This is a genomic window from Sphingomonas sp., assembly GCF_035317925.1.
GTDB lineage: Bacteria > Pseudomonadota > Alphaproteobacteria > Sphingomonadales > Sphingomonadaceae > Sphingomonas_I.
The window spans coordinates 1-4,213 of sequence record NZ_DATHFV010000080.1; the positions used below are offsets into that span (position 1 = coordinate 1).

The following is a 4,213-nucleotide window of genomic DNA, read 5'->3' on the forward strand; positions in this document are numbered from 1 at the left end:
CTGCAGCTCGTTGGCATTGTCGGCGCGTTCGATCGTGCCGGAGTTGATATAGATGATCTGGCCCTGCGCGACGAACGCGTTGATCTCCGGATCGTTGATCACATAGAGCTTGAGCGCGCCCGGCGTGAGCCCGGCCGACACCGCCATTCCCGCCGAAATATCGGCCAGGAACTGTTCCGTCTCAGCGTCGCGCAGGATCGACGGGCCCTGATTCTGGCTTTGGGCGCAGGCCTGCTCGGCGGGCAGCGTGAACGCGACCAGGGCCGCACAGGCGATCCGGAACAGGCGGCGGGGCGGAATCATGCCGAACGCATCAAGCCGGTCGGCGCTGAACCGCGCCTGAAAAGCGGGCGTCCCGCCCGCCCGCGAGGACGGAGCGGGACATGATCATCAAGCGCCGAAGGTCCGCTGCCACCAGCCGCGGCGCGGCGCGCCGTTTTCGTCGAGCTCTTCGCCCTCGGCATCGCCGGCAGTCGCGACCGCCGGTTCGGCGACCGCTTCGGCCGCAGCCGCCTTGGTCGAACGGCGGCGCTTCGCGGGCGCGGCTTCGGTTTCAGGCGCGGCTGGGGCTTCCGTCACAACCGGTTCGACCACCGCTTCCGCGACAGATTCGACCGGTTCTGCGGCAGGTTCGACCGCCTTCTTGCGCGAACGCTTGGGCTTGGCCTGTGCTTCCTCGGCGACGGGGGACTCCGGCGCGGGTTCGGGTGCGATTGCAACCGCTTCGGTCACCACCGCCTCGGCGCCCTTGCGGGCACGCGGCCTGCGGCGCGGTTTATCGCCTACCGGTTCTGCCCCAGCGTCGTCGGCCGGCTGCGGCGCGGGCGCCGTTTCAGACCCGACCGTCTCGGCGCCATCGGCCTGCGCCGGCGCGTCGCCATTGCGGTTCCGACGACGGCCGCCGCGACGGCCACGACGGCCACGACGGCGCTCCTCGCCACCATTGTCGTCGGCGGCGGCTTCGGCGGCAGGCGCGCCTTCTTCGCCTTCCTCCGCTTCCTCGTCGGAAGCTTCGGTCTCGCCAGCGCCCTCGCCGCCCTCTTCACGGCGGCCACCACCACGGCGGCGACGACGGCGACGGCGGCGGGTGGCGCCACCCTCGCCTTCCTCGCGGTCGCCACGGCTTTCGGCCGCCTCGATTTCCTCTTCTTCCTCCTCGATCTCGTCGATGATGTCATCGTCGGGCTCGGGGATGATCTGTTGCGGCAAACGCGGCGCATGGCTCGGCGGCGGGCCACTAGCCTCGACCGTCATACGCGATCCGTCGGGCTGGCCATCGCTCAGCACCTCGATCAGCACGCCATAGCGTTCTTCGATGTCGGCGAGCTCGGCGCGTTTGCGGTTGAGCACGTAGAGCGTCGCTTCCTGGCTCGCACGCAAGGACAGGCGCGAGCCGCGGCCACGCGCGGCCTCCTCCTCGAGCAGGCGCAACGCCTGCAGGCCGGACGAAGATGGCGTGCGGATGAAGCCCGAGCCGTCGCAATGCGGGCACGTCCGGGTCGAGGCTTCGAGCACGCCGGTGCGCAAGCGCTGACGGCTCATTTCGAACAGGCCGAAGCCGGAGATGCGGCCGACCTGGATGCGGGCGCGGTCGTTCTTGAGCGCCTCCTTCATCGCCTTCTCAACCTTACGGTTGTTGGAGTGGTTCTCCATGTCGATGAAGTCGATCACGACCAGACCCGCCATGTCGCGCAGGCGCAGCTGGCGCGCGATTTCCTGTGCGGCTTCGAGGTTGGTCGCGGTCGCGGTCTGCTCGATATTGTGCTCGCGCGTCGAACGGCCCGAGTTGATGTCGATCGAAACCAGGGCTTCGGTCGGGTTGATGACGATATAGCCACCCGACTTCAGCTGGACGACCGGCTGGTACATCGCCGCCAGCTGATCCTCGACGCCGAAGCGCTGGAACAGGGGCACCGCGTCCGAATAAGGCAGGATCTTCTTGGCGTGGGTCGGCATCAGGAGCTTCATGAAGGTCCGCGCCGCGCGATAGCCTTCCTCGCCCTCGACGATCACCTCGTCGATATCCTTATTGTAGATGTCGCGGATCGCCCGCTTCACCAGATCGCTGTCGCGATAGATTTCTGCGGGCGCATCTGAATGAAGGGTCTTGTCGCGGATCTCGTCCCACAGCCGGGCGAGATAATCGAAATCGCGCCTGATCTCCGGCTTGGTGCGCTGCAGGCCAGCGGTGCGGACGATACAGCCCATCGTGCGGGGCAGGTTCAGTTCGGCCAGAATCGACTTCAGGCGCTTGCGATCCGAAGCGTTTGAAATCTTGCGCGAAATGCCGCCACCATGGCTGGTGTTGGGCATCAGCACGCAATAGCGGCCAGCGAGGCTCAGATAGGTGGTCAGCGCCGCACCCTTGTTGCCGCGCTCTTCCTTGACGACCTGGACCAGCAGCACCTGACGGCGGCGGATCACGTCCTGGATTTTGTAGCGGCGGCGCAGATTCATGCGCTTCTGGCGCAGCGACTCCACCGCATTGTCGTCGCCGCCGGCCGCGGTCGGCTTGGGCGCAGGCGGCTGATCCTCGTCGTCCTGGTCAACATGATCCTCGGCGGCATCCAGATTTTCCGGACCGCCGTCATCGTCGAGGCGCTCATTGGCCTCAACATAGTCTTCCTCGTAATCATCCTCCTCGCGGGCGCGCAGCGCTTCTTCCTCGGCGGCGTGCTCGGCCTCTTCGCGGAGCAGGGCTTCGCGATCCTCCTTGGGGATCTGATAATAATCGGGATGGATTTCCGAGAAGGCGAGGAAGCCGTGGCGGTTGCCGCCATAGTCCACGAACGCCGCCTGAAGCGACGGTTCGACCCTGGTTACCTTGGCGAGGTAGATATTCCCCTTGAGCTGCTTGTGCTCTTCGGACTCGAAATCAAATTCCTCGATGCGGTTTCCCTTGACGACCGCCACCCGGGTTTCCTCCCGGTGGCGCGCGTCGATCAACATGCGCATTGACATCAAATATTCTCCGGGCGCCCGTCCTGGCCGGCAAACGGCGGCGGGCGCGATTAAGGTAGGGCGCAGGGTGGGCGCGCAGCGGCGCGTCCCCCGTCCCGACGATGCTGTAGAAAATTGCCTCTGCCGCAGCGCCATCCGGAGCATATTCGCGTCCGGCCAAGCCCACTCTGCGCGCGTCGAAAGCCGCTTGGGCTCGACGGGCTGGAGGGGAAAAATGGTGCATGCAGCTTCAACCTGGGCTCACCGGCCGCGCGTTTCGCGCCGGAGCGGACCGGCGGACGGTACGCAACGCGCCATGCCGGACCCGTCAGTGCGTAGCATCGGCCCACAGGCGCGGCAACCGAAAGCTCCGCTAAAGTGGTTCGGCTACGCCGGGGCGGCACCGGCCCACTCCCCTACCCGGCCTCCCAACGGCAGTATCGTGATGGGAGGCCAGGTGGGGGTGTGGGCCGGTGCCGCGCCCGTGCGGCTTGCCGCACCAATAATATGGTGACGAAGTCCCCGAATCGCAATGCAAGGCTAGGGATTCACACAGACTCTGGTCTTTGATAGGTTAACCGCGATGCGCGCGTGGCCATTTATTCCCTTGCTGCTGATCCTGGCCGCGCCGGCCGGGGCCGAACGCGTGCCCAACAGCGCCACCGCCGTCATCCCGCCGCGTCCCTCGCGCCTCCTGTTGCCGCTCGTGCAGGGGCCGAAGCGGGCCGATGCGCCTCTAGTGGTGATCGACGCGGGCCATGGCGGCCACGATCCGGGTTCATCCTCGTCCGATGGCGGTGAGCAGGAGAAGAACGTCGCGCTCAAGATCGCGCGTGCGATCCGCGACGAACTGCTCGACAGCGGCAAAGTACGGGTCGCGCTCACCCGCTCCGACGACCGCTTCCTCGTGCTGCAGGAACGGCGCGAGATCGCCCGGCAGCTGCGCGCCGATCTGTTCATCTCGGTCCATTGCGACAGCGCGCCTAACAATACGGCACGCGGCGCCAGCATCTACACCCTGTCCGAAACCTCGTCCGACCGCGTCGCAGCCGCCTTGGCCGCGCGCGAGAACAAATCGGACGTGATCAATGGCATCGACCTTTCGCGCGAGAGCAACGACGTCTCTTCGATCCTGATCGACCTTGCCCAGCGCGAGACGCTCAACACGTCCTCCACCTTCGCGGTCGAATTGCAGCGCGAATTGTCGCCGCTGATCGGCCTCAAGCCGACCTTCCACAAATTCGCCGGGCTGATGGTGCTCAAGGCGCCGGAC

2 protein-coding genes and 1 pseudogene are annotated in these 4,213 nt (G+C 66.3%); 1 reads left to right on the forward strand and 2 read right to left on the reverse strand.

The window, feature by feature from the left end:
• A partial coding sequence (locus VK533_RS06010; protein WP_324375957.1) for a M48 family metalloprotease occupies nucleotides 1-303 on the reverse strand: 303 nt, incomplete at its 3' end.
• A gap of 87 nt (nucleotides 304-390) precedes the next feature.
• Nucleotides 391-2,961, reverse strand: a complete 2,571-nt coding sequence (locus VK533_RS06015; RefSeq protein WP_324375958.1) for a ribonuclease E/G — start codon at nucleotides 2,959-2,961, stop codon at nucleotides 391-393.
• Nucleotides 2,962-3,592: 631 nt separating this feature from the next.
• On the opposite strand from VK533_RS06015, the pseudogene VK533_RS06020 reads away from it, so the two are divergent.
• A pseudogene (locus VK533_RS06020) lies at nucleotides 3,593-4,213 on the forward strand (N-acetylmuramoyl-L-alanine amidase); the annotation flags it as partial.